This window comes from Ideonella azotifigens, from assembly GCF_021043325.1.
Lineage (GTDB): Bacteria > Pseudomonadota > Gammaproteobacteria > Burkholderiales > Burkholderiaceae_C > Ideonella > Ideonella azotifigens.
This window is the reverse complement of sequence record NZ_JAJNKD010000001.1, coordinates 536,562-562,741: the sequence shown is the minus strand read 5'-3', so window position 1 is coordinate 562,741 and position 26,180 is coordinate 536,562. Positions and strand designations below refer to the sequence as shown.

27 protein-coding genes and 1 pseudogene are annotated in these 26,180 nt (G+C 68.3%); 10 read left to right on the top strand and 18 right to left on the bottom strand.

Features of this window, described 5'->3' with window-relative positions:
• Nucleotides 1-10: 10 nt before the first annotated feature.
• Nucleotides 11-1,030, bottom strand: a complete 1,020-nt coding sequence (locus LRH25_RS02600) for a hypothetical protein (protein ID WP_170200837.1) — start codon at nt 1,028-1,030, stop codon at nt 11-13.
• A 463-nt stretch (nt 1,031-1,493) separates the two neighbouring features.
• Between LRH25_RS02600 and LRH25_RS02595 the strand changes: the two genes are divergently transcribed.
• Nucleotides 1,494-2,408 carry a restriction endonuclease gene (locus LRH25_RS02595; protein WP_141287413.1) on the top strand — a complete coding sequence of 305 codons (915 nt, stop codon included), beginning with the start codon at nt 1,494-1,496 and terminating at the stop codon, nt 2,406-2,408.
• A 109-nt stretch (nt 2,409-2,517) separates the two neighbouring features.
• Nucleotides 2,518-3,075 carry a DUF805 domain-containing protein gene (locus tag LRH25_RS02590; protein WP_141287414.1) on the top strand — a complete coding sequence of 186 codons (558 nt, stop codon included), beginning with the start codon at nt 2,518-2,520 and terminating at the stop codon, nt 3,073-3,075.
• A gap of 208 nt (nt 3,076-3,283) precedes the next feature.
• Here the strand turns inward: LRH25_RS02590 and LRH25_RS02585 are convergent, their stop codons facing one another.
• From LRH25_RS02585 to LRH25_RS02555, 7 genes are all read right to left on the bottom strand, one after another.
• Nucleotides 3,284-4,282, bottom strand: coding sequence for a hypothetical protein (locus LRH25_RS02585; protein ID WP_141287415.1), 999 nt, complete (start codon nt 4,280-4,282; stop codon nt 3,284-3,286).
• A gap of 159 nt (nt 4,283-4,441) precedes the next feature.
• The gene (htpX, locus tag LRH25_RS02580) at nt 4,442-5,317 is read right to left on the bottom strand and encodes a protease HtpX (protein WP_141287416.1); all 876 of its coding nucleotides are present in this window, start codon (nt 5,315-5,317) and stop codon (nt 4,442-4,444) included.
• A gap of 76 nt (nt 5,318-5,393) precedes the next feature.
• Nucleotides 5,394-5,795 (bottom strand): tellurite resistance TerB family protein, encoded by a 402-nt coding sequence (locus LRH25_RS02575; RefSeq protein WP_141287417.1) that lies wholly within the window; start codon nt 5,793-5,795, stop codon nt 5,394-5,396.
• Nucleotides 5,796-5,828: 33 nt separating this feature from the next.
• Nucleotides 5,829-6,095 (bottom strand): TFIIB-type zinc ribbon-containing protein, encoded by a 267-nt coding sequence (locus tag LRH25_RS02570; RefSeq protein ID WP_141287418.1) that lies wholly within the window; start codon nt 6,093-6,095, stop codon nt 5,829-5,831.
• A gap of 34 nt (nt 6,096-6,129) precedes the next feature.
• Complete coding sequence (locus LRH25_RS02565) at nt 6,130-6,489, bottom strand: HPF/RaiA family ribosome-associated protein (protein WP_141287419.1); 360 nt, start codon at nt 6,487-6,489, stop codon at nt 6,130-6,132.
• Between the two features lie 173 nt (nt 6,490-6,662).
• On the bottom strand, nt 6,663-7,544 hold the full coding sequence (locus LRH25_RS02560) for a LysR substrate-binding domain-containing protein (RefSeq protein WP_141287420.1): 882 nt from the start codon (nt 7,542-7,544) through the stop codon (nt 6,663-6,665).
• Between the two features lie 477 nt (nt 7,545-8,021).
• Nucleotides 8,022-8,528, bottom strand: coding sequence for a hypothetical protein (locus LRH25_RS02555; protein ID WP_141287421.1), 507 nt, complete (start codon nt 8,526-8,528; stop codon nt 8,022-8,024).
• Here LRH25_RS02555 and LRH25_RS02550 point away from each other — a divergent pair.
• Nucleotides 8,527-8,679, top strand: coding sequence for a hypothetical protein (locus LRH25_RS02550; protein ID WP_231010113.1), 153 nt, complete (start codon nt 8,527-8,529; stop codon nt 8,677-8,679). The genes LRH25_RS02555 and LRH25_RS02550 overlap by 2 nt on opposite strands.
• The gene (locus LRH25_RS02545; RefSeq protein ID WP_141287422.1) at nt 8,676-9,020 is read left to right on the top strand and encodes a hypothetical protein; all 345 of its coding nucleotides are present in this window, start codon (nt 8,676-8,678) and stop codon (nt 9,018-9,020) included. Before LRH25_RS02550 ends, LRH25_RS02545 begins: the two co-directional genes overlap by 4 nt.
• Before the next feature lie 42 nt (nt 9,021-9,062).
• Here the strand turns inward: LRH25_RS02545 and LRH25_RS02540 are convergent.
• Nucleotides 9,063-9,570 (bottom strand): annotated as a pseudogene (locus tag LRH25_RS02540) (LysR family transcriptional regulator).
• A gap of 134 nt (nt 9,571-9,704) precedes the next feature.
• Between LRH25_RS02540 and LRH25_RS02535 the strand changes: the two are divergent.
• Entirely contained in the window at nt 9,705-10,661 is a 957-nt protein-coding gene (locus tag LRH25_RS02535) for an NADP-dependent oxidoreductase (RefSeq protein ID WP_231010112.1), read from the top strand.
• A gap of 17 nt (nt 10,662-10,678) precedes the next feature.
• Here the strand turns inward: LRH25_RS02535 and LRH25_RS02530 are convergent, their stop codons facing one another.
• The 4 genes from LRH25_RS02530 to LRH25_RS02515 all read right to left on the bottom strand — a co-directional run bounded on the left by LRH25_RS02530 (nt 10,679) and on the right by LRH25_RS02515 (nt 17,141).
• Nucleotides 10,679-11,314: a MipA/OmpV family protein gene (locus LRH25_RS02530; RefSeq protein ID WP_170201010.1), complete on the bottom strand. Its 636-nt coding sequence runs from the start codon at nt 11,312-11,314 to the stop codon at nt 10,679-10,681.
• A 126-nt stretch (nt 11,315-11,440) separates the two neighbouring features.
• Nucleotides 11,441-14,566, bottom strand: a complete 3,126-nt coding sequence (locus LRH25_RS02525; RefSeq protein ID WP_141289848.1) for an efflux RND transporter permease subunit — start codon at nt 14,564-14,566, stop codon at nt 11,441-11,443.
• Nucleotides 14,563-15,714, bottom strand: a complete 1,152-nt coding sequence (locus tag LRH25_RS02520; RefSeq protein ID WP_231010111.1) for an efflux RND transporter periplasmic adaptor subunit — start codon at nt 15,712-15,714, stop codon at nt 14,563-14,565. Before LRH25_RS02520 ends, LRH25_RS02525 begins: the two co-directional genes overlap by 4 nt.
• Nucleotides 15,715-15,719: 5 nt before the next feature.
• A complete protein-coding gene (locus LRH25_RS02515; protein ID WP_231010110.1) occupies nt 15,720-17,141 on the bottom strand; it encodes an efflux transporter outer membrane subunit in 1,422 nt (473 codons plus the stop codon).
• 250 nt (nt 17,142-17,391) lie between these two features.
• Between LRH25_RS02515 and LRH25_RS02510 the strand changes: the two genes are divergently transcribed.
• Together LRH25_RS02510 and LRH25_RS02505 are read left to right on the top strand one after the other, a co-directional pair.
• Nucleotides 17,392-18,081, top strand: a complete 690-nt coding sequence (locus LRH25_RS02510; RefSeq protein WP_231010259.1) for a response regulator transcription factor — start codon at nt 17,392-17,394, stop codon at nt 18,079-18,081.
• A gap of 4 nt (nt 18,082-18,085) precedes the next feature.
• Nucleotides 18,086-19,474 carry an ATP-binding protein gene (locus LRH25_RS02505; protein ID WP_170200924.1) on the top strand — a complete coding sequence of 463 codons (1,389 nt, stop codon included), beginning with the start codon at nt 18,086-18,088 and terminating at the stop codon, nt 19,472-19,474.
• An 88-nt stretch (nt 19,475-19,562) separates the two neighbouring features.
• Here LRH25_RS02505 and LRH25_RS02500 read toward each other — a convergent pair whose 3' ends face one another.
• Complete coding sequence (locus LRH25_RS02500; protein ID WP_141288439.1) at nt 19,563-21,257, bottom strand: tannase/feruloyl esterase family alpha/beta hydrolase; 1,695 nt, start codon at nt 21,255-21,257, stop codon at nt 19,563-19,565.
• 260 nt (nt 21,258-21,517) lie between these two features.
• Between LRH25_RS02500 and LRH25_RS02495 the strand changes: the two genes are divergently transcribed.
• Both LRH25_RS02495 and LRH25_RS02490 read left to right on the top strand, forming a co-directional pair.
• Nucleotides 21,518-22,099: a TetR/AcrR family transcriptional regulator gene (locus LRH25_RS02495; protein WP_141288438.1), complete on the top strand. Its 582-nt coding sequence runs from the start codon at nt 21,518-21,520 to the stop codon at nt 22,097-22,099.
• A 29-nt stretch (nt 22,100-22,128) separates the two neighbouring features.
• Complete coding sequence (locus LRH25_RS02490; protein ID WP_141288437.1) at nt 22,129-22,710, top strand: DUF308 domain-containing protein; 582 nt, start codon at nt 22,129-22,131, stop codon at nt 22,708-22,710.
• A gap of 27 nt (nt 22,711-22,737) precedes the next feature.
• Here LRH25_RS02490 and LRH25_RS02485 read toward each other — a convergent pair whose 3' ends face one another.
• From LRH25_RS02485 to LRH25_RS02470, 4 genes are all read right to left on the bottom strand, one after another.
• A complete protein-coding gene (locus LRH25_RS02485; protein ID WP_141288436.1) occupies nt 22,738-23,094 on the bottom strand; it encodes a GFA family protein in 357 nt (118 codons plus the stop codon).
• A gap of 1 nt (nt 23,095) precedes the next feature.
• Entirely contained in the window at nt 23,096-23,467 is a 372-nt protein-coding gene (locus LRH25_RS02480; protein ID WP_141288442.1) for an SRPBCC family protein, read from the bottom strand.
• A complete protein-coding gene (locus tag LRH25_RS02475; protein ID WP_141288435.1) occupies nt 23,464-23,949 on the bottom strand; it encodes an ArsR/SmtB family transcription factor in 486 nt (161 codons plus the stop codon). The genes LRH25_RS02480 and LRH25_RS02475 overlap by 4 nt, the downstream gene beginning before the upstream one ends.
• A 62-nt stretch (nt 23,950-24,011) precedes the next feature.
• Nucleotides 24,012-24,635 carry a TetR/AcrR family transcriptional regulator gene (locus LRH25_RS02470; protein WP_141288434.1) on the bottom strand — a complete coding sequence of 208 codons (624 nt, stop codon included), beginning with the start codon at nt 24,633-24,635 and terminating at the stop codon, nt 24,012-24,014.
• Between the two features lie 266 nt (nt 24,636-24,901).
• Here LRH25_RS02470 and LRH25_RS02465 point away from each other — a divergent pair, with 266 nt between their 5' ends.
• Complete coding sequence (locus tag LRH25_RS02465; RefSeq protein ID WP_231010109.1) at nt 24,902-26,095, top strand: arabinose transporter; 1,194 nt, start codon at nt 24,902-24,904, stop codon at nt 26,093-26,095.
• The last annotated feature ends 85 nt before the right edge of the window (nt 26,096-26,180 follow it).

Sequence of the window (26,180 nt, the reverse complement as noted above, 5' to 3'; positions counted from 1 at the left end):
CGCCGGGCCCTCAGTTGCCTAGCGGCCGCAGCACATAGCCTCGCTGCTCGCCTGTCACGCTGTTGTACGCGGTGCCGATGATCGCGCCGCGTTCGTTGACGCCGTTGGCGTCCAGCAGCACCCAGCCGGCGGCGCGGGTCGCGTCGTCCAGCAAGGTGTTGAGGTCGACCGCCACGCCACCCTGCCACATCGCCGCATGGCCCGTCACGTCACCGGCCAGCAGGCTGTTGCCGACGATCAGGCCGGCGTTGTTGATGCCCGCGGCACTGCTGAGCGAGCCGCCCAGCGTGCCCAGGCTGGTCTGCACGCCATCGCTCCACAGCGTGGCCACCTGCCCGTCGGTGCCCACGACCTGGCCGGCGTCGTTGATGCAGAGTGCGTAGCCGCTGCCCAGGTCCGTCAAGCTGCCGGCTTGCCATAGCACGGCCCGCACGCTGGCATTGCCAGGCCCGGTGCTGCTGCCCACGACCTGGCCCCAGCGGTTGATGCTGCGGGCCGAGCTGTAACTGCCACCCAGCGTGCCAAGGTCGGTCACCGTCGTGCCCTGCCACAGCGCCGCATGGGTGGTGCTCAGACCGCCCACCAGCACGTCGCTGTAGCCGACGACCTGGCCCCGGTGGTTGATCGCCAAGGCAATGCTGTAGTGGCCGCCGCCCAGCGTGCCCAGGTCCACCGGCGTGCCGCCGGTCCAGCGCGTGGCATGGCCAGGGCCTTCCGTCGTGGTGCTGTCGCCCACCACCTGGCCCAGGTTGTTGATGCCCTGCGCGCTGCTGTAGGCACCCGGCCCGCCCAGCGACAGCAGCGCAGTGGGCACACCGCGCAGCCAGACGGTGGCACCGTTGGGACCGCCGCCTTCGCCCGAATCGCTGGTGCCGGCCGCCACGCCCAGGTCATTCAAGGCCACGCCAAAACTCTGGCTGGCCCCGGTGATGGGCGCCAGCGCCGTGAAGCGGTAGCTGCCGGCCGCCAAGGCCCCGGTGGCGACGGCGCACGCGGCGGCCATCAGCAGCAGTGGTGCCACAAGGCGCATGCGGCAGCGCGCACGCACAACTTCGAAAGTTCGGCCCATGTTGGTTGGCCCCTTGGTGAAAACTTTGTTGTCGAGGTGCACAGCCCCGGCCAGGCCCGCGGCGCTGCAGGCCGTGGCGCTGCAACGCGAGGCCGGCGGCTATGTGCGCGCTGGCGGACTGCATCGCCAGTGTGGGCCTGGCAAGCTCGCTGCACAAGGCGACAAACACGGCAGGCGCCGCCACCCCCACATCCACCACCTACATCCACCATCCACAACCACCTGCCCGCGTGCGCCCGCGCACCAAGTGCCAACAAATTCACATCCAGCACCCGGTTCCGGCTGTGCAAACGTGCAGAAGTCACAAACCGCGAGCGAACCCCACGCGAAAAATGGATCGCGTGGGGCGACGGGCCTGGCTCGTTGGCGAGGCCGCATCGCGCAGGCCGAATGCACAGAACAATCAACCTCGGGAGACGCAGCCATGGCCAGAAGCAGAGGCAAACGCAGCGCGATGGACGATCTGGCGGATCTGGTTTCGCTGATGCCCTGGTGGGCCGGCGTGGCCGCGGCGCTGGGCTTCTACCTGGTGCTGCACACGCTGGCACAGCCCGGTGCGGCGGCCGTCGTCGCCAAGCCCGCAGACGTCACCCAGGCGGTCGCCCACTCGCTGGGCAGAAGCGCCGCCACCATCGGCCAGTACCTGCTGCCCTTCATCTGCCTGGTGGGTGCGGCCATGTCCGCCTTCAAGCAGCACGAGCGCCGCAAGCTCGTCACCCAGGTCACCCAAAGCGCGTCGGCCGACGCGCTGAACGGCATGAGCTGGCAGCAGTTCGAACGCCTGGTCGGCGAGGCTTTCCGGCTGCAAGGCTTCAATGTCCAGGAAACCGGCCGCGGCGGCCCGGACGGCGGCGTGGACCTGGTGCTGCGCCGCAGCGGCGAGAAGCACCTGGTGCAGTGCAAGCAATGGAAGGCCTACAAGGTCGGCGTGGACGTGGTGCGCGAGCTCTACGGCGTGATGGCCGCCCAGGGCGCCGCCGGCGGCTTCGTCGTCACGTCCGGCCACTTCAGCCGCGAGGCGGAGGCATTTGCCGAAGGGCGCAATGTTCGGCTGGTCGACGGGCTGCAGCTGCAGGGCTTGATCCGGCAGGTGGAGCGGGCGCGGAAGGAGGCGTGTGCGGTACGTGGGGCGGCGAACGTTCGGGGCGCTTCCGCGGCGATGCCGCTGCCGCCGGCCCCGCAAGCTCAGCTGCAGCAGAAGCCAGCGACCGCCACGCCGCCCTGCCCGGCCTGTGCGAAGCCGATGCTCAGGCGCACTGCGCGCAAGGGCGCGAACGCAGGGCGGGAGTTTTGGGGCTGTGAAGCCTACCCGGCTTGCAAGGGCGTGCGCAGCGTCTGAGGGGCTGTTTGGTTCGTCGACCGCCGGGTGCCGACTCAGCAGCTTTTTCACCGAAGGACGATCATCCTTCGGCAGCACAATTTGGCCAAAACACAGAGGGAGTTTCCGCATGGCAATCAGCAATCCGTACACCGCGCCTCAAGCCGAGGTTGCGGACGTAGACAACGCCCATCAGGGCGCATTCCAGGAGATGAGGATTTGGGGATGGCGAGGCCGTTTGGGTCGTCTGCGTTTTCTGGCGTATGGCGCCGTGGCGTATTTGATTTACATGGTGCTGACGGTCGTCGTCACGATACCGGCGACCATGCTCCGTGCCAGTGGCGGCCCCGGCCTGCTTGCCGTTCTGTTCTCGCTGATGATGATTCCCTATTTCGTGTTTTCCGCATTGGTCCTGATCCGGCGTTCACACGACATGGGCTGGTCCGGCTGGATGTCGCTGCTGGCGATCATCCCGCTGGTGGGACTGATCTGGATCTTCAAGGCGGGCAGCCCTGGCGCAAACGCGTATGGCGCGCCGCCGCCGCCGAACGGCACCGGCGTCAAGGTCGCGGCGTTCGGCATCTTCGGGGTGGTGATCCTGGTTGGCACCTTGGCGGCGATTGCGTTGCCGGCGTATCAGCAGTACGTTCAGCGAGCTCAGGCAGCGAAGGCGCTTCAGGGCAAGTAGCGGACTCGCCCGCCCCACCGAGATCTCGGCAACACCGACCAAGAGATCCGACCCGAACGATGGTTCGCGAGGCAAGGTCACCCTGCTTCGGTGTCCGAATTCGTTGAACCGCGACACAAGCCTCCGGACACGCCAGCAAGGTCGGCGGGAAGCGGTTGTAGCCCCAGCATGCCATTGAAGAGCGCGGTCCTTGCGCACCGAAGGCGGTTCAGCTCGACTTGCGTGCGGCTCGCGCCGCGCGCCGGCGTTCCATCCACGCCTCCCGCTTCAGGCCCAGCACCGCGGCAAGGAGCGGCAAGGTCAGACAGCCCGAAACGATGCCGCCGATCAGGTTCGTGTAGGTCCAGTTGAAGGCCGGGTCCGCTTCGGCCGGCCGGCCGGCTTGCGACGCGACGGCGGTCACCAGCACCGCGTTGTCCGCGACCAGCACGCCATCGCGTTCGAAGACGGGCCGCGTCGCAGCGGGCACCGCGCCGTCGACACGCACCAGCAGCGTGGCGTCAGCAGCGCCGGAGCTGCGCTGAAAGTCGTAGAGCTGCTGGGTGCTGTCGAATTGCGCGACGAAATCCACCCGGTCGCCCTGGCGCCAGTCGGCGGCGGCCACCGGCACGAAGATCGCCTGGACCGCGCCGCCGCTTTTGCTGGAGCGGCGCGTCAGCGCGTGATCCCACAGCAGGCCCCCTTGAAGCGCAAGGTGGCTGCCGCTCCCCGGGTGCACCGGGTCCCCGCCGCGGCTCAGTTGCAGCGGGGCGTACGCGCTCACGACGTCGGCCCGGCGCAAGTGCCAGTCCCAGCCGTACCAGGCGAAGACGCAGATCCAGGTCAATGCGATGCAGGCGGCCCACACCGTCAAGCCCATGCGCCAGCCTGAGGGTGCCGGCTTCGGCACCACGGGCGCCATTGGCGCGGCTGCTGCCGCAGCAGGAGCGGGAGCAATCCGAACCGGGGCAGGCGCAGCAGGCGGCGCGGCCTGGCCACTGCGAGCGCGCCAGATGTTCTGGAAGAAGGTCAGCACCTGCAACACGCCCAGGACGACAAGGCAGATCGCCAGCAGCAGGACGATGGCGCTGATCGCGCGCGAGTAGCTGCCGTCGCGGCTGGCCTGCGCGGCGTTGAGCCAGCCGATGGGTCCGGTCTCGCCGAAGGTGGCGTAGCCCGAGAAGGCCAGGACCGCGACCACCAGCAATATGACGATGAATCCACGCATCTCGAATCCTCTGTTCGGTGAACCGACGGACACGCCCCGCCGCTGGCGGAAGGTCCTTGATTCACCGTACGGATTCGCGTGGGCAAACCGGACAGGTGCTGCGCTGCGCTGACGAGGGCCAGTCCCCGAGCAACCACGCCGCCCGGTCATCTCCCGCGTTCAATCCGCGCGGCGCAGCCGCTCGATGCGTTGTGCCATGGGCGGGTGGCTGGAGAACAGGGCCAGCATGCCACCCGGCCGGGCGCTGATGCCCATGGCGCGCATGGCCTTGGGCATCTCGCCCGGATCCATCCCACCCAGCCGGGCGAGCGCATCGATCATCGGCTGTTTGCGCCCCATGAGCCGTGCGGCGCCGGCGTCGGCGCGGAACTCACGTTGCCGCGAAAACCAGGCCACGATCAACGCAGCGACGACGCCCAGCACGAGGTCCAGCACGAGGGTCGTGACGTAGTAGCCCACGCCCGGGCCTTCGTTCTGGTTGCGCAGGACAAGCTTGTCGACGACATAGCCGATCATTCGCGACAAGAAGACCACGAAGGTGTTCATGACGCCTTGAATCAGCGCCATCGTCACCATGTCGCCATTGGCCACGTGCGCCACCTCGTGGCCGATGACCGCTTCGACCTCATCACGCGGCATCGACGCCAGCAACCCTGTGGACACCGCCACCAGGGCCGAGTTCTTGAATGCGCCAGTGGCAAATGCGTTGGGCAAGCCCTCGTAGATGCCGACCTCCGGTGTCTTCACACCCGCCTGCCGCGCAAATCGTTCGACCGTGGCCACCAGCCACGCATGCGCAGGGTCAGTCGATCCGTTGATCACCTGCAGCCGGGTGGTCCACTTGGCCATTGGCTTGCTGATCAACAGCGAGATGAATGCGCCACCGAAACCCATCACCAGCGCAAAACCCAGCAACCCCGTCACGCTCAGGCCGTTGGCGCTGAGAAACCGGTTGAGGCCCAGCACATTGACGGCCAGACCGAGGACAAGCATCACGGCCAGGTTGGTCAGCAAGAACAAGGCAACGCGTTTCATCTTCCAATCCCTCTGTCCATGTCAATGCAGCAGACGCGCGCTTCCATATCCCCGGTGGACAACACGCCCCACCCGGTCACCTGAGCATCTCGCGGTGCAGGCCCCAGTGCTCGACCGCGGCCTTCAGCACGATCGCCTCGCCATCGGTCACTCTCGTGTCGGCCTCGGCGATCTCGACGCACAGGTGCAGCAGTTTTCGACGCAAGGCCGGGTCTTCGATGTCGCCCATCAGGCCGGCCAAGGTGCGCTCATCCACCGGGCAGGTGTCGGACCATTGCAGTTGCTCACTGGACAAGAGGTCTTCGCAGAATTTGTCCAGCACCGCGTGCAACTCGTTGCGGTCGAGGCCGAGCTGTGCATGAACAGCCAGGCGGTCCAGCAGTTCTAGTTCGGAGCTGCCGATGTCCCGGTCTGCCAGCACGGCCAATGCCACGATGCGGGCGGCGGCCTGCGGACTGTCAGGGTGATAGAAGCGCATGTTGTTCGTCCGGGGGGTAAGAGGGCATGGGGCTCAGTCGAAGAAGTCGCTGAGCCACGACTTCCTTCGGGAGTGACTTCGGCTTCGGCCATGCGCATGGTCCGAGTCGACGAATCGGGGCTGTCTCTCGTGGTCGATCCCGGCGCTTCTGGCAGGCGCCGCATAGACCGACCGCTCGACCAGCTTGTCCAGCTCTCCTCGATCGAGCCAGACACCCCGGCAGTGGGGGCAATGATCAATCTCGATGCCTTGGCGATCGCTCATCAGCAGCGTGGAATCAGGACAGACAGGGCACTTCATGCTTTCTCCTTCACGGTTTCCCGGCGTCGTTGACTCAGCCGCGCTGCTCTTCAGCGTGGTTCAGAAAAATGGCGCGTGGGCGCAGCGCTCTCTTGTCATTCCCGCGTCGCCACTGGCGCACGAGAAAGCGCAAAGCGCGCGACAAGGCGTTGTCCAGGGCGGTACGCCAGTCATGCGCCACGGATGCCACCACCACGGTGCCGGCGACCCCGCTCCGGATTTCGACCTGGCAGCGCTTGTCGACGCCGCCGCGCGGGCCATTCACATCTGACAACTGCACGATGGCTTTTGGTGCCAGCCAGCCGAGGCGACGGAAGACGAAGCGCGCACGGCGTTGCGCCACATCCCGCAGTTCGTCGGCTTGCGGATCTCGGGATTTGAATAAAACCTGCATCACGGCGCTCCTTTGGTTCAGGTGTGAACCGAAGATAGGGCGCATTGCCATCCAGAAAAAGCAGCAAATCAGTGAGGCGAAGTTCGGAAAAACCGAACCCTCAGCGCAGCACATTTCCTGAAGAACAAGCCGCTTCCGCGGCATTTGCACCCAGGCTGTGCCCCCCGGCGCCGTCAGCCGCGCGCGCTGTCCAGCAGTTGCACGACAAGCGGGTGGTGTTGGCCGCGGCGCGACCTGATCGCGTGGATCTCCTCGGACACGCCAGGAGAGTGGCCCAGCAAGCGCAAGCCGTGCATCAGGGCCAGATCCGAGGCGCCAAGCTGGCTGACTGGAAACACACCCAGCCCACGCGCTGCGAAGACGGCCATCAGTGCACTGTCTTCGAATTCGCCCACGATCCGGGGCCGCAGGCCCTCGGTTTCAAACCAGCGGTCCAGGCTGAAGCGCAGCGCCGAGTGGCTGGTGGGCAAGAGCACCGGCAACCGGCCGAGTGACTCCGGAAACTCGGCCACGTCGGCTTTTCGGACCAGCGCGGCAGGCCCATACCACGCCACCGGCGATTGCACGAGGCGCTCGCTGGTCAACCGCAAGTTCGAGCTGTTGGGGGCGGACTGTCCGGCCAGCACCAGGTCCAGGTGGTGCATCGCCAGTTCGGCCAGCAACTGCTTCACCTCCCCTTCGTGGCAGACCAGCCGCAGCGACGGCGTGGCCAGAATCGGCGAGAGCATCGCATGCGCCGCCAGCTTGGAGATGCCATCCGAAAAGCCGACGGACAAGCGCACCACCTTGTGATTGGCCGCCTCCCGCACTTCTTCGGCAATCGCTTGCCCGATGTGGAAGACCGCCTCGGCACGCGCGAAGGCGACCTCGCCCGCCTCCGTCAAGGCGACGCCTCGCCCGGCGGGCTTGAGCAGCTGGTGACCCAGCGCCTTCTCCAGCTCGCGCACCTGGGCGCTGATGGTCTGCACGGCCATTTCAAGCCGCTCCGCGGCGCGGGCGAACCCGCCTTCTTTGGTGACGACCCAGAAATAGTACAGATGGCGGAAATTCAGCACGCGGACCTCACTTCGCAAAAGCCGCACCCAAGTGCACTTCAACGCTGTTTTTTCAAATCACCGGGACCCCGAATGTCGCCCCTCTTTTGCACCGCCACTGCCGCTGCCATGGACACTGCTCCCCAGCGGCTGGTGCTGGTGCTGCCCGGCTGCTACCGCACGGTGAGCTGCCTGACGAATGCGCTGGACTGCCGTTGAAGACGGCGGCAGCGAGGTTTCCGATGGGCGGCGAAATGCATGTCAGCTGAGCCTGGCCGTCAAGGGCTGAGACACCCGTGCCAGTGGCTCGACCACAGGTCCAGCAACATTGCGCGCGCAAGTCTGAGCCGCTGTCGGCGGCCTGCGACCCGTTCCAAACGAAGTCAAGTCACAACGCTCCGCCGAAGGCAGCCAGTTCGCGATGTCGCTGCTGTCAAGGAGTGTCCTCAAGCTCACATTCAGCGACAGCCGCATCGTGGTGCTGCGCGCTGGTCTGCGCTACTCATACAGCTCATCCCACGCCAGCCGCTCATTGACGAGTTCATCCAGCTCCGAGAGGTCCAAAGAGGAGAGCAAGGCGCCGAGTTTGACCTGCCCTTTGCACAATGCGAGGGAGGCCAGAATCGCTTGGACGGTCGAGGCGTCTTCTTGCGAAGCCAAGTCACGCAACGCCAAGCGCTGCATGTCCTGCAACGCATCGTCGTAGTCGTCAACCAGCCAGTTGGGCACTGGGGGACTGCTTGATTTGTGCCGTTCGACCTCCATGGTGGAAACGAGCCCGTAGAAATTCCAGTCCCGCTGGTGTGCCTGTGCCGCGATCCGGACCAAGTGCGGCACGGCGGCATACGAAGCTTCGCCGATGTCGCCCTGATGGTGCAGCTCGCTCCACAATTCGTCCCAAGCATCCTCGCCTTGCTCAAGGCGCGACAAGGCGCCAGATGGGTCGTATGGCACCCGATAGCCACCGAGCAGCGTGGCCCACTTCGGGTCAAACAAAGGCAACATGCAGGTCATCCGAGGATTGGCAAGCGATCATTTTGACAAGACGTCTGACTGCCCGAAAGCGCGCCCTGGCGGGCAACCGGAGGTGCCCGACCGCGCTCCGACTTTAGACCTTGCCGCGCTGTCGCATTCGCCGCAATTGGAAATCGAATGACCTGGTTGTCTTGGTGTCTGATCGCGCTGTTCTTGCTGAAGCTCACATGGAACATGCTCGTCCCATGCTTTCTGGAGCGTGCTGCGCGCGCTTGGAAGCGAGGCGACGGGCCGCCCCCTGGCGGGGTGTCGATGTCGCCCATCGTCGAGATGGTGCTGCTGGTCGTGGCTGCAGTCTGGGCCGCATTCCACTTCCAAAATGATCGGCCAGCCGTTCATGCAGCCAGCGTGCTTGGCATCGGCGTGGCGCTGACGGGCCTCTCCTATCTGGCTGCTGTGCTCTTGGGCCGACACCTGAGACGGGACCGAAGGTCGCGCTCCGGAGTCGGGCTCGCCGAATGATCAGGACGGCGAACCGCACCTTCGGGACCTGCAGCCCCTTCTCTACGCCAGCACCCCACCCGAAAAACTCTCGCACAGGCACTGCACGAACGCCGTCACCTTCGCGCTGACGAGCCGCCGGGAGGTGTGCAGCGCCCGGACTTCGACGGGCTTGCCCGGCACGGTGCCCCAGTGCACCAGCCGGCCGCTTGCCAGGTCTTCGGCGGCGATGGATTGCGGCAGCAAGCGCGGCGCCGGCACCGGCGCGGGCGGCGTCGCGCACCATCAGCGTGGACGACAGGCGCAGCAGGGGTTGGGGTTGGAAGCGGTGCTCGGTGCCCTGGGTGTCCTGCACGCGCCATTCGCCTGGCTCGCGCCGGGTGGTGAGCCCTTCCTCGGTCAGCCGGAACGCGCGGCTGCTGCGCTCCAGCAGGCGCAGGCCCAGGCTCTCTTCCAGCGCCATCACGCGGCGCGACAGCGTGGCCTTGGGCCGGCCGCTGGCCTGCGCGGCCTTGCCGAAACCGCCGTGCTGGGCCACCAGCTTGAAGTCGGTGAGGGCGAGCAGGTCCATGAGCCGGGCTTTCGGTTGTTGCCGACTCACTGATCCATCCGTGAGACAGCCTGTCCATTTTCAATGGCTTTCGCTCGCTGGTGGGACAACCTACATTGACTTCACCCCTTTGACTCTCTTTCAGGAGCAGCGACATGACGACCCAACAATCGATCAACCAAACGACCAATCAAGCCATGCGCATCCATGCCTACGGTGGCCCGGAGGTGATGCAGCAGGACGAAGTGCCCACGCCGGTGCCCGGCCCTGGCCAGGTGCTGGTGGCGGTGAAGGCTGCCGGCATCAACGGCCTGGACTGGAAGGTGCGCGCCGGCTATGTGCAGGATGTCTTCAAGCTGGCGCTGCCGGCCACGCTGGGCATCGAGCTGGCCGGCGTGGTGGTGGCGGTCGGCCCGGGCGCTTCGCGCTTCCAGCCGGGCGACCGGGTGATGGGCCCGCTGGGCGGGCTGGGCGCCTATGCCCGCTTCGTCGCGGTGGACGAGGCCAAGCTGGCGCTGACGCCGGCCGCGCTGAGCGACGTGCAGGCTGCCGCACTGCCGGTCGTGTTGCTCACGGCCTGGCAGGCCTTGCGCGCCGCCGGCGAACTGCGCGCCGGGCAGCGGGTGCTGATCCACGGCGCGGCGGGCGGCGTGGGCGGCATGGCGGTGCAGCTGGCCAAGGCGGCCGGCGCCACGGTGCTGGCCACCGCTTCTGCCGGCAGCCGGGCGCATGTGCTGGCGCTGGGCGCGGACGAGGTGTTTGACCGCCACGCGCAGCGCTTCGAGGACACGGCCCGCGGCGTGGACCTGGTGCTGGACCTGGTGGGCGGCGAAACGCTGGACCGCTCGTGGCAGGTGCTGGCGGCCGTGGGCGCCATCGTCAGCACCGCGGCGCCGGATGTGACGGCCCGGGCCCCGGCCGGCCAGCGGGGCCTCTGGTTCATGATGACGCCGGACACGGCACGGCTGGCCGAGCTGGCCGGTGCGGTGGCGGCCGGCCGGCTGCGCTCGACGGTGGCCGAGGTGGTGGGCTTTGCCGAGATTCCCGCGGCCATTGCCCGCAATCAGGCCGGGCATGCGCCGGGGAAGATGGTGGCCGACTTCAACCGCTAAGCCCGGCGCTCATCCGGTCAGAACCGATAGAGATACCCGAATCTGGCGCGGGCGATGTTGTTGCGGCCGACCAGCGGGCTGTCGGTGATGCCGCTGCCCAGATGCGTGCCGCCGACCTCCAGCAGCAGCATCTGGTGTGGCGCCAGCAGGTAGGCGGTGCGCAGGTTCAGGTCCAGGTTGACGGTGGCCTTGCCGTCGTATTGCGGGCGGCCCTGCAGCGCTTCTTCGGCCGTCACGCCGTAGTCGTAGGCCACCACTTTCTTGTCCAGCCAGGTGGCGCCCACGCCGGGGGTGAACATGAAGCGGCCGGCGCGGAATTCCCTGGACAGCATCAGCCTGGCCTGCAGGCCTTCGCTGTTGCCGGACACATCGCGCAGCAGCTCGGCCTGCAGTTCGAACTCGGGCGCATGCCAGCGCGCCGAGCCTCCCAGCCAGGCGCCGCCCTTGCGGTCTTCCATGCCTTCGAGGATGGGCGCGTCACCGCTCTTGTAGGCAGCGCCCATGTAGCGCGCGCTGAGGGCGAACGAGACCGGGCCGGCGTCCGGCAGCTTCAGGTCGATGCCTGGGCCGGCCACGCGCACGTAGCGGTTCTCGAACAGCAGGAAGGGCAGCGCGCACCTTGCGGTCCGCGCCCTCGTAGGCCCGGTTCTCAACGCCGACGCCCAGGCCGAGGCCCCACTGCGTGGCGTTCGGGTCGCGTTCGCCAGGCATGTCCTGGGCCAGCGCAGCTTGCAAGGGTGCGGCCATGCCGATGACGGCAGCGAGACAGATCAGAGGTTTCATGAGGTGAAGGTAGCAGAGTGGGAAGAAGCGCCGGTGGCGGACGATGGTGTGGCCGCGCCGATCAGGTGCATGCGCTGGGCCAAATGCTTCAGCCACAGCAGGAAGTCGTCCACATAGGTGAAGACGACCGGGACCACCAGCAGGCTGAGCACGGTGGAGGTGAGCAGGCCGCCGATGACGACGATGGCCATCGGGCCGCGGAAGCTGTTGTCGTTGCCAATGCCCAGCGCCACCGGCAGCATGCCGGCGGCCATCGCGATGGTGGTCATCAGGATGGGCTGGGCGCGCTTGTGGCAGGCGTCCATCAGCGCGTCCAGCCGGCTCATGCCTTGTTGCCGGTAGGCCACCACCGCGTACTCCACCAGCAGGATGGAGTTCTTGGTGACGATGCCCATCAGCATCAGGAGGCCGATCACCGAAGGCAGCGAAAAGCCGCTGCGGGTGATCCACAAGGCGAGGAAGGCGCCGCCGGTGGACAGCGGCAGCGCGGCCAGGATGGTGGCCGGCTGCATGAAGTCATGGAACAGCAGCACCAGCACGCAGTAGATGCACAACACGCCAATCGCCATCGCAATGCCGAAGCTGGTGAACAGCTCGGCCATGCGCTGGGCGTCCCCGGTCTGCAGCTGCTGCACGCCAGCGGGCAGCGAACGCATGGACGGGAGCGCCTGCACCCGCTTGTTCAGGTCGCCGGTGGCGTACTTGCCCAGCTCGATGCTCAGCGTGACATTGCGCATGCGGTCCAGCCGGCCGATCTGCGCCAGCCCGCCGCCCATGGACAGGTCCGCCACCGAGGACAGCGGCACCGCGCCGTTGCGCCCGGCCACGCGCAGCTGGCCCAGCGCTTCCAGGCTGTCGCGCGTGCCGTCGCCCACCTGCACGCGGATGGCGATCTGCCGCTGCGCGAGGTTGAACTTGGCCATCTGCGCCGAATAGTCGCCGTGAGTGGCCACGCGCAGCACCTTGCCGATGGCCTCGGTGGTGACGCCCTGCTCGGCCATGCGCACAGGATCCGGGTGCACCTGCACCTCGGGCCGTTGCAGCGCCGAACTGTCAGACACATTGCCAATGCCCGGGATGCCGCGCAGCTCCTTCAACACGGCCTGGGTGGTCTTGTTGAGTGCGGCGGCATCGTCGCTGGCCAGCGTGATGTCCAGCGTCTGGCCGTTGCCCATGCCCAGCACCGAAACGCGCGTGCCGGGCAGGCCCTTGAGCAGCGTGCGCAGCTGCTGCTCGATCTCGGGCTGCTTGCGGCTGCGCTCCTCGCGCGGCACCAGGCTCAGCACCAGCGTGGCCTTGTTGACTTCGCTGCTGCTGGCGTCGCTCTCGGCGTCGCCGATCACGGTGAACACCTGGCGCACTTCCGGCACCTGGCGCGCCAGCCAGGTGGCGCGCTCGGCGATGTCGCGCGTGGTCTCCAGCCGCGTGCCGGGCTCCAGCGACAGCGCGATGGTGGTGAGGCTGCGGTCGGCCGCGGGCACGAAGGAGGTGGGCAGCAGCGCGATCAGGCCCAGCGTGGAGATGAAGAACGCCAGCGCCAGCGCGACCGTGGTCTTGCGGTGCTGCTGGCACCAGCGCGCCGCCTTCAGGTAGCTGCGCATCACGCGGCCGTCCTCGCCGGCCGCGTGCCGGTCCACATGCGGCCTCAGGAGATACGCCGCCATCATCGGCGTGAGCAGGCGCGCAACCAGCAGCGAAACCAGCACGGCCACGGACGCGGTCACGCCAAAGGGCTTGAAGAACTTGCCCGGCACGCCGGCCATGAAGGCCGTGGGCAGGAAGACCGCGACCAGCGTGAAGGTGGTGGCGATCACCGCCAGGCCAATCTCGTCGGCCGCCTCCAGCGCGGCCTGCATGGGGCTCTTGCCCATGCGCAGGTGGCGCACGATGTTCTCGACCTCGACGATGGCGTCGTCCACCAGCACACCCACCACCAGCGACAGCGCCAGCAGCGTGATCAGGTTCAGCGAGTAGCCCAGCAGGCTCATCACCGCGAAGGTCGGAATGATGGACAGCGGCAGCGCCACGGCCGAGACCAGCGTGGCCCGCCAGTCGCGCAGGAAGGCCCACACGACGATGACCGCCAGCAACGCGCCTTCGAACAGCAGGTGCATGGACGCGTCGTAGTTGTCCTGCGTGGGCTGCACCGAGTTGTAGGCCTCCGTCAGCCTGACCTGCGGGTGCGCGCCGGCGAACGCCTTCACGGCTTCGCGCACGTCGTGTCGCACCGAGACTTCGCTGGCGCCGCGCAGCCGCTCGATGCGAAAGCCCACGGTGGGCGTGCCGTTCAGCGCGGCGTAGGCGAAGCGGGTCTCGGTGGTGTCGCTCACCCGCGCGATCTGGTCCAGCCGCACCGAGGACTTGTGGCCGCCGGCCGAGGTGACGGGAATCGCCAGCGCGGAGAGTTCGCCGGGCGTCTCCCGCCGGCCGATGGTGCGCATGCTCTGGTTGCTGCGGCCGATCTCGCCGCGGCCGCCGGAGGCATCGGTCTGCACTGCGGCGATCTGCGCCGACACGTCTGCCGGGCTCAGGCCCATGCCGGCCAGCGCAGCCGAGTCCAGCTGCACATGCACCTCGCGCTCCACGCCGCCGAGCCGCGTGAACGCACCCACGCCCCTGACGCCGCGCAGCGCCTTGCCGAGGTCGTTGTCCACGAACCAGGACAGGTCGGCCTCGCTGAGGTGCGGCGCTTGCACGGTGTAGGTGATCAGCGGGTCGCCGGCGCGGGTCACCTTCGCGATGACCGGTGGCGCCACGTCGCTGGGCAGGTCGGCGCGGGCGCTGTCCACCGCGTTGCGCACGGCGCTCAGGTCTTCCTCGGGGTCGGTGTCGGCCTCGAAGTTGATCGTGATGCTGACGGTCCCGTCGGTGACGGTGGTGCTGATGTGCTCGACGTGGCCCAGCGTCGCCAGCTTGTCTTCCAGCTTGCGCGCGACCTCGGTTTCCAGCTGGCTGGGCGCGGCGCCTTCCAGCGTGGCGGTGACCGAGATCGTGGGCGTGTCGAAGTCCGGGAAGTTCTGGATCGGGAGCTGGCGCAGGCCCAGCATGCCGGCCACGCACAGCACCAGGAACAGCAGCAGCGCCGGGACGGGGTTGCGGATCGACCAGGCGGAGACGTTCATGGCGCGCTCCCGGCCGGGGCTGGGCGTGCTGCGGAAGCCAGGTGGACTTCCACCACGTCACCGTCCTTTAGGAAGCTGCCGCCGCCATTGACGAAGCGCGCGCCTGCAGGCAAAGCGTCCAGCACCTGCACCATGTCGCCCACGCGCAGGCCGGTCTGCACCTGGCGCTGCTGCACGCGCGCGTCGGCACCGATCTCGAAGAGGTAGCTGTTTCCGTCGCGCAGCGTGATGGCCGAAGACGGCAGCACATTCGCTCGCGCCGTACCGGTGTGGACCTCGCCGGACACGTAGAGGCCGGGCGCGGCACCGGTTTTCATCGCATCGGCCGGCAGGTCGAAATAGGCCAGGCCCATGCGCGAGCTGGCGTCCAGCGTGGGCGCCACCAGGCGCAGCTTTGCCTCGACCGGCTGGCCGCCCGGCAAATGCAGCACGGCGCGCTGGCCCACGCGCAGCTGGCCGAGCTGGCGCCCGCTCAGCTCGGCGCGCCACTCCAGGCGCTGCTGGCGCACCAGCTGGAACAGCTCGGTGCCGGTGCTGACGACCTGGCCCAGCGAGGCGGTGCGTGCGGTGATCACGCCATCGTCCGGCGCGACGATGCGAGTGTGTTCGAGCTGGATGCGCTGGCTGTCCAGCGTGGCCAGTGCCGAGTCCAGCGCGGCCCTGGCGGTCTGCGCGCTGACCTGGTAGTCCAGCACCTTCTGTTCGGACAGCGTGCCGTTGTCCCGCAGCGTGCGGGCGCGAGCGGCCTCCGCTTCGGCTTGGGCCAGCTTGGCCCGCGCCTCGGCCACGCTGGCCTGTTGGGCGCGCAGCTGGGCGCCCAGGCTGTCGCTGGCAAGCTGGGCCAGCAGCTGGCCTTTGCGCACCACGCTGCCCACGTCCACCAGCAAGGCCTCGATGCGGGGGCCGCTCACTTCGCTGGCCACGCTGGCGCTCTGCCACGCAAAGATGCCGCCCGAGGCGCTCAGGTTCACCGGCCAGTCGCGGGCCTGGGCCTGCACCGCTTCCACCGCCAGCACCGGCACCGCGGCGCTGGGCGGGTTGGCGGCTTCGGCCTTGTTGGCATACGGCCACAGCATGATGGCTGCGGCCACCAGGGCCAGCACCAGCGTGGCACCGGTGATCGAGAGATGTCGTCTTGTGAACTGCATGGGAATCAACGGGTAAGCGTTGCCGTGGTGGCTTGCGGGTCTGGCAGGCTGGTGTCCCAGCCGCCGCCCACGGCCTTGTAGAGGGCCACGCCGTAGAGCAGGCGGTCGCGCTGCACGGCGAGCAGGGCCTGCTCGGCCGAGATGGCGTCGCGCCGGGTCTGCTCCAGCGTCAAGAGGCTTTCGCTGCCGGCGCGCCAGGCGGTTTCGGTGGCGGTGGCCACGCGGCGGTAGCCTTCGGCGCTGCGCCGCAGGTCGGCCTCGCGGGCTTCGGCGCTGCCCAGCCGCACCAGGCCTTGCTCGACTTCCTTGACGGCCGTGCCCACGGCGTCCCGGTAAGCCGCCAGCGCGACCTCGTAGTTCGCCTCGGCCGAGCGCACGTTGGCGCGCGCGGCGCCGCCGTCGAACACCGGCAGCGACAGGCTGGGGCCGAAGGACCAGGGCGTGCTGTAACGCGCGGCGCCGCCCAGGTCCGCCCCGCTGCGGCCGATGGAGCCCGCCAGCGACAGCCGTGGGTAACGCCCGGCCTCGGCCACGCCCACGCTGGCGCTCGCCGCGGCCAGCGCGCGTTCCTTGGCGACCAGGTCTGGCCGCTGACTCAGCAGCGCCAGCGGCAGCCGTTGCACCTCGAACAGCGCCGGCTGCAGTGGCTGCGCGGCCCCCTGGTCCAACAGCTGCTGCAACCTGGCTTCAGGCAGGCCGACCAGCGGCACCAGGCCTTTCACGTCGATCTGGCAATCGGCCTGCTGCGACAACACGCTGGCCCGGCCGCTGGCGGCGCTGGCATTGGCCAGCGCCACGTCAGACGACGCATTGGCCCCGGCGCGGAAGCTGCCCTCGGTGATGCGGGCGGTGGCTTCGCGTGAGGCAGCGTCCGCACGGGCCAGCTTCAGCGTGGCTTCGCAGGCCCGGTAGTTGATGTAGTCGGTGGCGACCTCGGCGGCCAGCGACACGCGAGTGTCGTTCCAGTCTGCCAGCCTGGCCTGTGCCGTGGCCTGGCCAGACTCGACATTGCGCCGCACGCTGCCGAACAGGTCCAGCTCCCAGCTGGCGTCCAGCGCCAGGCTGGCGCTGTTGGTCACGCTGGTGGCCCCGGTCGCACCCATGGCCTTGGCTCGCGAACCGCTGCCCGCCAGCGTCAGGCTGGGTACCTCGGCCGCTTCGGCGCTGGCCAAAGCGGCGCGCGCCGCGCCGATCTGCGCGGCGGCCTTCTGCATCGACGGATTGCTTTTCAGCGCCTGGGCCTGAAGCTCGATCAGCAGCGGGTCCCCGAGCCGGGACCACCAGTCTTCCAGCCCAGCCGTGCTGCCACCGTGCGGCAAAGCGGCCTGCCAATCGGCCGGCACGGTCAGGTCGTCCGGCGACGGGGCCAGGTAGTCCGGCCCGACCGCGGCGCAGGCTGCGAGCAGCAAGGCTGTGAAGCCCGTCACGCTGCGCGCCAACCAGCGGGGGCAGAGGGTCGCAGAGGCAGGGGAAGAAACGGTGGCCGGAGGCATCGGGCAAGGCATGATGACGATGTCGCCATGCTGCAGTGCGGCTCCGACAAGCTGCGTCCGGGAAGTCTAAAGAAACGTAAGGAAGCGCTCGGCCACGCGGGCCCGGCGCGAAGATGCGAGCCCTCAACCTGTTGATGCCTGCCGTGTTCCGCCCAGCCTTGCTCCCCCGCCGGAGCCTTTCATGATCCCCAGCGTGTTGCTTGTCGACGATGACGTGGAACTCGTCGGTTTGCTGGCCGACTACCTTCGCCAGGACGGCTTTCGCACTTCGATGGCGCATGACGGCGAAAGCGCGGTGGCCGCGGCGCTGAGCCAGCAGCACGACATCGTGGTGCTGGACGTGATGATGCCGCGGCTGACCGGCATCGAGGTGCTGCGCCGGCTGCGCGCGCAAAGCCGCATCCCGGTGCTGATGCTCACGGCCCGCGGCGACGACATCGACCGCGTGCTGGGCCTGGAGCTGGGCGCCGACGACTACGTGCCCAAGCCCTGCTCGCCGCGCGAGCTGGCGGCCAGGTTGCGCGCCATCCTGCGCCGGCTGCACCCGGTCGCCGAAGAGGCCGGCGGCCCCCCCGCGCTGCGCGTGGGCGCTGGCGTGCTGTGGCCAGCACGGCGCAGCGCCGAATGGGCCGGCCAGCCGCTGAGCCTGACCGGCGCCGAATTCAACCTGCTGGCCGAACTGATGCGCCAGGCCGGCCGGCTCGTCACCAAGGCCGAGCTCTCCGAGCGCGCACTGGGCCGCCCGCTGGCGCGCTTCGACCGCAGCATCGATGTGCACATCAGCGCCATCCGCCAGAAGCTGGCCAGCTGCCAGCCGGGCGCCGACCCCATCAGGACGGTGCGCGGCATGGGCTATCAACTCACACGAGACTGAAGCGATGCAGGTTGCAATGGGCCGGCTGTTCTGGAAGTTCTTCCTGGGCTTCTGGATCGCGCTGGTGACGGTGGCGGGCTCGGTGGCCGCCGGGGTGTGGCTGGCGCGCTGGTTCGACCTGATTCCCGTCTCGGCTGCCGAGGCGCGGCGCGCGGAGGTGGTGCTGAGCGTGACCAGCGGGCTGCTGGCCTCGCACGACACCGAGGGGCTCAAGCGCGTGGCCGAACTCTTCAAGCGCGCCGGCAAACCGCCGCCCTATCTGCTGGACGCGCAAGGCCACGATCTGCTCGGCCGCATGCTGGACCCGCAGCTGGTGGCCAAGGTCCTGGCCGCCCCCGAACAGACCGACCTGAAACATGGCGGCGACAGCCTGGGCCTGATCGAGCACACGCCCACCGCTTCCGGCCAGGCCATCACCGTCTTCATGCCGGCCGACACGCTGCGTTCGACCCAAGGACCGCTGGAGCGAACGCCACCACCGGTGTGGATTCCGATCCTGGCCACGCTGCTGATCAGCACCCTGTTCGCCACGTTTGCCGCCTGGCATGTGTCGCACCGCATCCACACGCTGCAGGCCGCCTTTCGCCGCCTGGCGGACGGGCAGCTCGACACGCGGGTGTCGATGCCGCAAGGTCGTCGCCATCGTCGCCGCCGCGGTCCCGAAAACGACGACGAAATGGTCCAGCTCGGCGCGGATTTCAACCGCATGGCGCAGCAGCTGCAGCAGCTGGTCGGCGCACAGCAGCGGCTGCTGCACGACGTGTCGCACGAGCTGCGCTCGCCGCTGGCGCGCATGCAGGCCGCCATCGGCCTGGCTCGCCAGCAGCCCGAGCGCATGCCAGCGATGCATGAGCGGGTGGAGCGCGAATGCATGCGGCTGGACGCGCTGGTTGGCGAAGTGCTCACGCTCGCGCGCATGGAGACCACGCAGGCCCAGCCGCCGCGCCTGCCCATCGACGTGGTCGCGCTGATGGCCGAGGTCTGCAACGACGCCCGCTTCGAGGCCCGCGCAGCCCACCGCGACCTGCAGTTCAGCGCCCAAGGCAGCTTCGTCGCCGAAGTCAACGCCGAACTGCTCTGCCGCGCCTTCGAAAACGTCGTCCGCAACGCCGTCAAGTTCACCCGTGAAGCCACCAGCGTGCAAGTCACCGCCGAAGCCAGCAGCACCGCCCTGCTCATCACCGTCCAGGACCAAGGCCCCGGCGTGCCCGAAGAAGCCCGCACTCGCATGTTCGAACCGTTCGAGCGGCTGGGCGAGGCGGGGGTGGAAGGCTTCGGGCTGGGCTTGACGATTGCGAAGCGGGCAATTGAATCGCATGGCGGGCGCATCGAGGCGCATGCGCCGGAAGGTGGTGGATTGGCGGTGGTGATGCGGTTGGGGGCGCGAGGCTGAAGCGGTGGACCGACGACCGCCGCGCGGGCTTCCAGGCCTCTTGCGCCGGCGCCCCCTTTGCGCCCCCCTTTGCGCCCCCCTTTGCGCCTCACTGGCAACTGAAATTCGCGGCGTCATCCAGGCTGCCGCTGCCCTGGTAGCGGGCGACCTGGGGTGACGGGCACAGCGGTCGCGTGCGGGTCGCGGACCAGGTGGCGGGCACGTCGGCGTTGACACCGCCGGCATTGCCAGGGCCGCGCGCAGTGGCGGTGATGGCGCCCGGCGCCTGGCCCTGCTCCACCCATGCCACCAGTTGCGAAAGCATGTCGAATTGGTCGGTGGCCGGGCCGCCGGAACAGTGGTTCATGCCGGGCACGCTGTAGAAGCGTGCGAAATCGCTGGCGTCCCCGCCGTTGGCCTTGGCCAGTGCCTGGTACCAGTTCAAGGTGTCGTCGTGGCTGAAGATCGGGTCGGAGGCACCATGGTAGACCAGCATCTTGGCGCCACGGTACTTCAGCGTGGACAGCTCGGTCTCGTTGGGCGGCACCATGAAGTGCCAGGCCGACTCGGTGAAGACGGCCGTGGTGGCCATCACGCGGGCCAGCATCTGGTCGATGCTGCCCGTGGCGGCGAAGGTGGTGGGCACGAAGGTCGCGGCGTCTTCTGGCGGGGCCTGCCAGACCTGGCCGACAGCCACGGAATCGCGGGTGGCGGGCGCAGAGAATTTCCATGAGGCCCAGCCGTTGGTGGCCAGGCCTGCGTCGTACGGCCAGGCCGCGTAGACCAGGCTGCCGTCGCCCGCCTTGGCGCCAGCGAATAGTTGCTCGATCACCGCCTTCTGTTCGCTGCTGAGGCAGGTGCCGTCCCGAGTGCCGGCGCAGGTGGGCACGTCGCGGTCCAGGCTGAAGGCGCCACGGCAGGCCGCCACGTCCTGCACCAGGCCATCTGTCGCGCCATCCAATGCATCGCACCTGGCCAGCACGGCATTGCTGACCAGCGCACGTTCGGCCTGGGAGAACCCGGTGGACGCATCGCCACTGGTGCTGGCCAGGGTGAGGTACTGCTGGTAGCCGGCGATGTTGGCGATGGCGGCGCGCGGCAGGTGGAAGCCTGGGTCGCCTACCAGGTAGCCGTCGTACTGCTCGGCATCGCGGGCCGCAGCCACCATGGTGTGGCGGCCGCCGTTGGAGCAGCCGCCGATGTAGGCGCGGTCGGGGGCGCGGCCATAGCTGGCCTGCACGAGTTGCTTGGCCATCGGCGTGAGCGTGCCCACGGCCTGGTAGCCATAGTCCAGCCGGGCCTGTGGGTCATTGCCGAAGTTGGCGGCACCCGGCGCGTTCTGCGCATTGCTGTGGCCCGCATCGGAGCTGAGCACCGCGAAGCCCTGCAGCAGCGCGCCGGTCAATGGACCGCCGCCGAGGCCGCCCAGCGCGGTGACCACCGCGCCATCCAGGCCGCCATTGGCCTGGTAATAGAAGCGGCCATTCCAGGCCACTGGCAGGCGCAGCTCGAAGCCGATGGCATAGCTGCCGTTGGTACCGGTGCGGGCGTTCATCGTGCCAGTGACCAGGCAATGCGCCGGCACGGGCTGACCCGCCACGGTCAGGGTCCCGGCCGCCACATCGGTGGCCGCGGTCAGGATGGTGTTGGCAAAACCGAAGCTGGCCACCAGCGTGCTGCACTGGCTCAGCGTGCCGGCGCTGGCCGGGCTCAAACGCGCGATCGGACGGTCACTGCCACCGCAGGCACACAGCGTGGCCGAGGCCAGCAGCGAGGGGAGGAAAAGAAAGGGAAAAGATCGCATGGCGAGGGCTCCAACGATGAGGTTCAGGCGCCGCGCCTGCGTCGCCTCGTGGCGAAATTTATTTCATCAACTAAATCAAATTAATGGCGTTATCCCCTAAGACACGGCGAAATCTCCACGAATTAGTTTCAGTAGGTTAATCAGATAAGACCAACCCACCAAGGCCAAGGCCGCCTTCCGGCCGTGCGTGCTCATCGCTGGACAAGGGAAAGCCCGGCGTCAAATTGACAACCTACCAACTAGTCGGTAGACTGCAATTCATGGCTGACGATTCCACCCTCGACCGAATCCTTCGGTCCGCGCACCAGCTCATCCTGCAGCGCGGCTTTCATGGCTTCAGTTATGCCGACGTGGCGGACCAGGTCGGCATCCGCAAGCCCAGCATCCACCATCACTTCCCGACCAAGGTGGACCTGGTGCGCACCTTGGTGGCGAACTACCGGCAAGCGGCCGCTGCCGGGCTGGCGGCGATCCGCACCAACGTGGCGGATCCTGCCGCACAGCTGCGGGCCTACGTAGGCTACTGGGAACGCTGCGTGGCGACGGACACCGACCCCTTCTGCCTCTGCGCGCTGCTGGCCGCGGAGCTGCCTTCGCTGCCACCGGAAGTGGCGGCGGAGGTGCGCGGCCACTTCCAGGCCCTGGTCGCGTGGCTGCAGGCCGCGCTGCAGGACGGCGCGGCCGGCGGCCAGCTGCGGCTGAGCCAACCCGTCGAAGTGGAAGCCCACACCTTCATGGCCGCCGTGCATGGGGCGCTGCTCACGGCCCGTGCCGCAGGCGAGCCCAGCCTGTTCGGCAGGGTCATGTCCTCCCACCTCCAGCGACTCACGCCTTCGGCGTAGCACGCCCTTCACTCGAAAGACCTAGCCTCATGCCTACCCCGTCCATGCGAGCCGCCGACACCCGTTGGCTGACCCTCTACAGCTTCACCCGCGCCGCGTTTTCGTTCGCCTGGGTCGCCGCAGCCATTGCGCTGGGCCGCCACGACGCGATGATCGCCGCCGTGCTGTTGTGCCTGTACCCCGCCTGGGATGCGGCGGCGAATTACCTGGACGCCATCCGCAGCGGTGGCCTGAAGCGCAACCCGACGCAGGCGATCAATGTCGCCGTGAGCGCCTTGACGACGCTGCTGGTGATCGCGGCAGTGCAGCACAGCCAAAGCTGGGTGCTGGCGATCTTCGGCGCCTGGGCGATTGGCGCGGGCGTGTTGCAGCTCGCCACCGCGGTTCGCCGGTGGAAGAGCCACAGCGGCCAGTGGGCCTCGGTGCTGAGCGGCGCGCAATCTGCGCTGGCCGGCGCGTTTTTCATCCAGCAGTCGTTTGCGCTGTCGGCGCCGCCCATCGTGACCCTCGCGGGCTACGCGGGCGTGGGGGCCGCCTACTTCCTCATCTCGGCGATCTGGCTCGCGGTGAACGCCTCGCGAAGCCGGGCACGCCAGGCCGCTGGCACCTGAGGCAGGCGCGCTCGCAAGCTCACATGGTCACATCGCGCGGCCGTCGTGGTGTGTGACAGGCAAGGCCGCGAGGTCGATGCCTTCGATGCAGCGCACATTGACCGCGGCCATCTCGTCGCCATTCGGCGCCTTGCCTTCGCCATACGGATGGATGCCGCAGGTGGGGCAGAAGCGGTGCTGGATCACATGCTTGTTGAACAGGTAGACGCTGGTGTCCTCCTCGGGCGTGAAAAGGCGCAATGCGCTGCGCGGCACGAACCACATCAGCGTGCCCTTGCGCTGGCACATCGAGCAGTTGCAGGACATGACCGAGGTGAGCTCGCCTTCGGCCTCGAACTTGATGCGGCCGCAGTGGCAGCTGGCCTGGTACACGGTGCTGGGCATGTCATGCCTCCTGAGGTTTGCGTTGCAGGAAGGCGCCCAGCGCCTCGAAGGCGGGCTGCCAGCCGCGCTCGTGGTTGGTGGCGGCCTGGGCGTCGAAGAAGCGGTCGTGCACGAAATGCATTTCAGTGCCTGCGCCGCCATCCACCGCGGCCAGCGTGACGCTGACGCGCGAGACGCGCTCGGGCGTGCTCTGCCAGGCCCAGGTGAAGACCAGCCGGCTGTGCAGCTCGACTTCCTGGTAGACGCCCGAGACTTCGTTCATCTCGCCGTTGGCGCCTTCGAACGCAATGCGGTAGCGCCCGCCCACGCTGAGGTCGATCTCGGCCACGGTGGGCGCGCGGTCCTCGCCCGGATGGCCGAACCACTGGCTCAGCGCTTGCGCCTCGGTCCAGGCGCGCCAGACTTTTTCGGGCGGGACGCGGTAGCGGCGCGTGAGGCTGACTTGGCCTGGGGCTTCGCCGAGGACGGCGGCACGGGATTGGGGCTGGGCAGCGGGCATGGCGTCGATGCTTCCTGTTGGTGGAGAAAACGATCGAGCGCGTCGAAGCGCTCGGTCCAGAAACGCTCGTAGCGGGAGATCCAGCGCGCCGCCGCCTGCATGGGCGCGGCGTCCAGTTCGCAGCGCACCACGCGCCCGGCCTTGGCGCGGGCAATCAGGCCCGCGGCTTCGAGCACGGCCAGGTGCTTCATGAACCCCGGCAGCGACATGCCATGCGGCTGCGCCAGCTCGCTGACGCTGCAGCTGACCTCGCCTTGCTGCGCCAGGCGCTCCAGCTGCACCAGTACGCTGCGCCGCGTCGCGTCTGACAGCGCGGCAAAGACCAGGTCGAGTTGGGTGGCTTCACTGTTAACCATTTGGTTTAGTGTTAGCCAGGGCCTCGGCCTTGTCAAGTCATTGTCTTCACCAGATCAGCTGCTCACAGGCTGCCGAGGTAGGCGCAGAACATGTCGGCCATCGCGTTGGCGTAGGACTTGATCTCCCTCGGCGTGCGCGGGCTTTCCGAGAACTCCTTGCCGACCGCACCCAGCGTGGTGGTGATGAGCTCTGCCGCCAGCGTGCGCGTGGCCTTCGATGCGCTTGGCAGCGCCTCGGCCATGAAGCGCTGCACGGTGCGGTTGCCGGACGCGCGGGCCTCGTGCGCCTCCGGTGCGTCGCGGTACAGCGGCGCGGCGGCAGCCAGCGCGGTGCGCACCTCGGCCTCGTCGCACTCCGAGCGGATGAAGGCATGCACCAGCACCCGCAAGCGCTCCAACGGCGGCTGGCGGGTGTCTTCCAGGATGCGGCTCAGCATCTCGGTGGTCTGCCGCCATTCGTCGCTCTGCAGGCGAAACAGGATGGCCGCCTTGTTCGGGAAGTACTGGTAGACCGAGCCGATGCTGACGCCGGCCCGCTCGGCCACGCGCGTGGTGGTGAAGCGGCGCGCGCCTTCCTTGGCCAAAACCTGAAGGGCCGCTTCGAGGATGGCGGCAACCAGGTCGTTCGAGCGGGCCTGCTTGGGCTGCCTGCGCGAGGCGATAGGGGCGCTGGGGCGGGTGGTCATGGCGATGGCTCCAAACGCGAATGGAAAACTTGAATGTTTCTTCATATTATTCCGCCACTCGGCGCCATGACGAAGGAGACCGTCACGGTCACACCCACCTTCCTGCCCCTTGCAGCGCCGAGGGAAATCGACAGCCGCCAGCCAGCTTGGCCGTAAGCGTTCACGTCAGTCAACGCACTCACCGATCTCGCTGATCGGGGTGTGCGCTTGCCTGTGCTTTCGCCTGCCGCATCCCGTCGACGCGAGACCCACTGGACATGCATGCCATGCGTTTCTCTTCTTTCTCGACCGATGCCCCCGCGCAGCGCCAGCTGCTGCTGCTCACCGCGCTGCTCTTCGTGGCCTATCTCTGCGTGGGCATGGCCCTGCCGGTGGTGCCGGTCTTTGTCACCGGCCGGCTGGGCCTCGGCCATGCCTGGGCCGGGCTGGCCGTGGGCATCGCCTTCCTCGCGACCATCCTGACGCGCGGCCACGCCGGCAGCATCGCGGACCGGCGCAGCGCCAAGCTCGCGGTGTCGCGCGGGCTGCTGTTCTACATCGCCGGTGCACTGGCCTCGATGGCGGCCGGCATGGCTTCGCTGCCTGCCGTGGCCGCTTTTGCGGTGCTGGTCGCCGGCCGGCTGTTGCTGGGGCTGGGCGAAAGCCTGGTCGCGGTGGGCGTGATCGCCTGGGGCATCGGCCTCGTCGGCCCGGCCCGCTCGGGCCAGGTGCTGGCGCTGGTGGGTGCGGCCATTTATGCGGCGCTGGCCGTGGGCGGGCCGCTGGGGCTGGTGCTGCAGCAGCAGGTGGGCTTTGCGGGCGCGATGGCTGCGAGTGCGCTGTTGCCCGCACTGGGCTGGCTGGCGGTGCGTGGCCTGCCCGTGGTGGCGGTGCCGTCAGCTGCGCAGCGGCCTTCGCTGCGCAAGGTGCTGGGCCAGATCTGGGCCCACGGCCTCGTGGTCTGCCTGCAGGGCATTGGCTTTGCGGCCATTGGCGCGTTTTTCAGCCTGAGTTTCCTGGACCGCCACTGGCCGCATGCCGGCCTTGGGCTGACGGCGTTTGGTGCCGGCTTTGTGCTGGTACGCGTGCTGTTCGGCCGGCTGCCGGACCGCATCGGCGGGCTGCCAGTGGCCATCGGTTCGCTGGTGGTGGAAACGCTGGGCCAGGGTTTGATCTGGCAGGCCACCACGCCGGCCCTGGCGCTGGCTGGCGCCTTCCTGACCGGCCTGGGTTGCTCGATGATCTTCCCGGCCATGGGCCGCGAGGTGGTGCAGCGCGTGGCGCCGCCGCTGCGCGGCACGGCCATGGGCGGCTTCTCGGCCTTCCAGGACCTGGCCTACGGCCTCACCGGGCCGTTGGCCGGGCTGCTGGCGGACAGCGCCGGCCTGTCCAGCGTGTACCTGGTGGGCTGCCTGGCTGCGGCGGCCGGACTGCTGGTGGCGCTGTGGTTGCGATTGCGGGAAAGCGCCCAGGCACGGTAGCAGCGGCCGGTTGGTGAAGGCCGAGGCGCTGCGCTGGGCCGGCGGGGTCAAGGCCAGCGGCTTCCAGGACGAGTGAGGGCCCGCC